2 protein-coding genes are annotated in these 1,014 nt (G+C 72.1%); both read left to right on the top strand.

The features are described 5' to 3' along the window. Positions 1-131 precede the first annotated feature (131 nt). Positions 132-698, top strand: coding sequence for a PadR family transcriptional regulator (locus tag I5E_RS06385; protein ID WP_031261731.1), 567 nt, complete (start codon positions 132-134; stop codon positions 696-698). Next, on the top strand, positions 695-1,006 hold the full coding sequence (locus tag I5E_RS21330) for an ATP-binding cassette domain-containing protein (protein ID WP_049973459.1): 312 nt from the start codon (positions 695-697) through the stop codon (positions 1,004-1,006). Before I5E_RS06385 ends, I5E_RS21330 begins: the two co-directional genes overlap by 4 nt. Positions 1,007-1,014: the final 8 nt, after the last annotated feature.

Here is a 1,014-nt window from a genome sequence, read left to right as displayed (position 1 = left end):
CAGCTGGCACGCGCCTCCGTCCGTCTGCTGCCCCGTCCGGAGCGCCCCCCTTGCGCATGCATACCGAGTATGGGCATACTGAGTATGTCCAAGGCGGACGGATCGAGGGGGAAGACGACATGAGCGTACGGATGGGCGTACTCGCACTGCTGGTGGCCGGACCCGGGTACGGGTACCAGCTCCGGGGGGAGTTCGAGCACCGGACCGGGGGCAGCTGGCCGCTGAACATCGGCCAGGTCTACACGACGCTCGACCGCCTCGAGCGCGACGGTCTCGTGGCCCGCGGCGACGCCGACGACGACGGACACGTCGTCTACACGGCGACGGACGCGGGTCGCGAAGAGGTCGCACGCTGGTTCAGCGAGCCCGTCCCGCCGAAGCGCGGTCGGGACGAGCTCGCGATCAAGTTCGCCCTCGCCGTCACCGTGCCCGGGGTCGACGTCCCGCGACTGGTCCAGGTCCAGCGCGCCGCCGCCGTGCGGAACCTGCAGGACCTGACCCGGCTGAAGCGCTCCTCGGACCCGGCGGACGACCTCGCCTGGTCGCTCGTGCTCGAGTCGATGCTGTTCCAGGCCGAGGCCGACGTCCGCTGGCTCGACCACGTCGAGGCGAGCGTCGCCCGGTTCCGACCGTCCCCGGCGCCCGGGTCGACCGACGTCGCCGAGCCGTCCGACGCAGCCGTGCGGAGCGCCCGGTGAACGCCGCCACGCCGCTCCTCGAGCTCGACGCCGTGAGCGTCCAGTACGGCTCCGGCGCGAAGGCCGTCACCGCCCTCGCCGGCATCGACCTGCGGATCGCCCGCGGCGAGATGGTGGCCGTCATGGGCACCTCGGGCTCCGGCAAGTCGACGCTGCTCGCCTGTGCGGGCACGCTCCTGCCGCCGACCAGCGGCGAGGTCGTCATCGACGGCGACTTCGTGTCCGACCGGCCGGCCAAGGACCTCGCCGCCCTGCGTCGTCGACTCGTCGGGTTCGTGTTCCAGGACTCAACCTCATCCCCTCCCTGAACGCGGTC

It is taken from the genome of Curtobacterium sp. B18 (assembly GCF_000333375.1).
Classification (GTDB): Bacteria; Actinomycetota; Actinomycetes; order Actinomycetales; family Microbacteriaceae; genus Curtobacterium.
The sequence above is the reverse complement of the archived record's forward strand: the minus strand, read 5'-3'. Positions and strand labels throughout refer to the sequence as shown.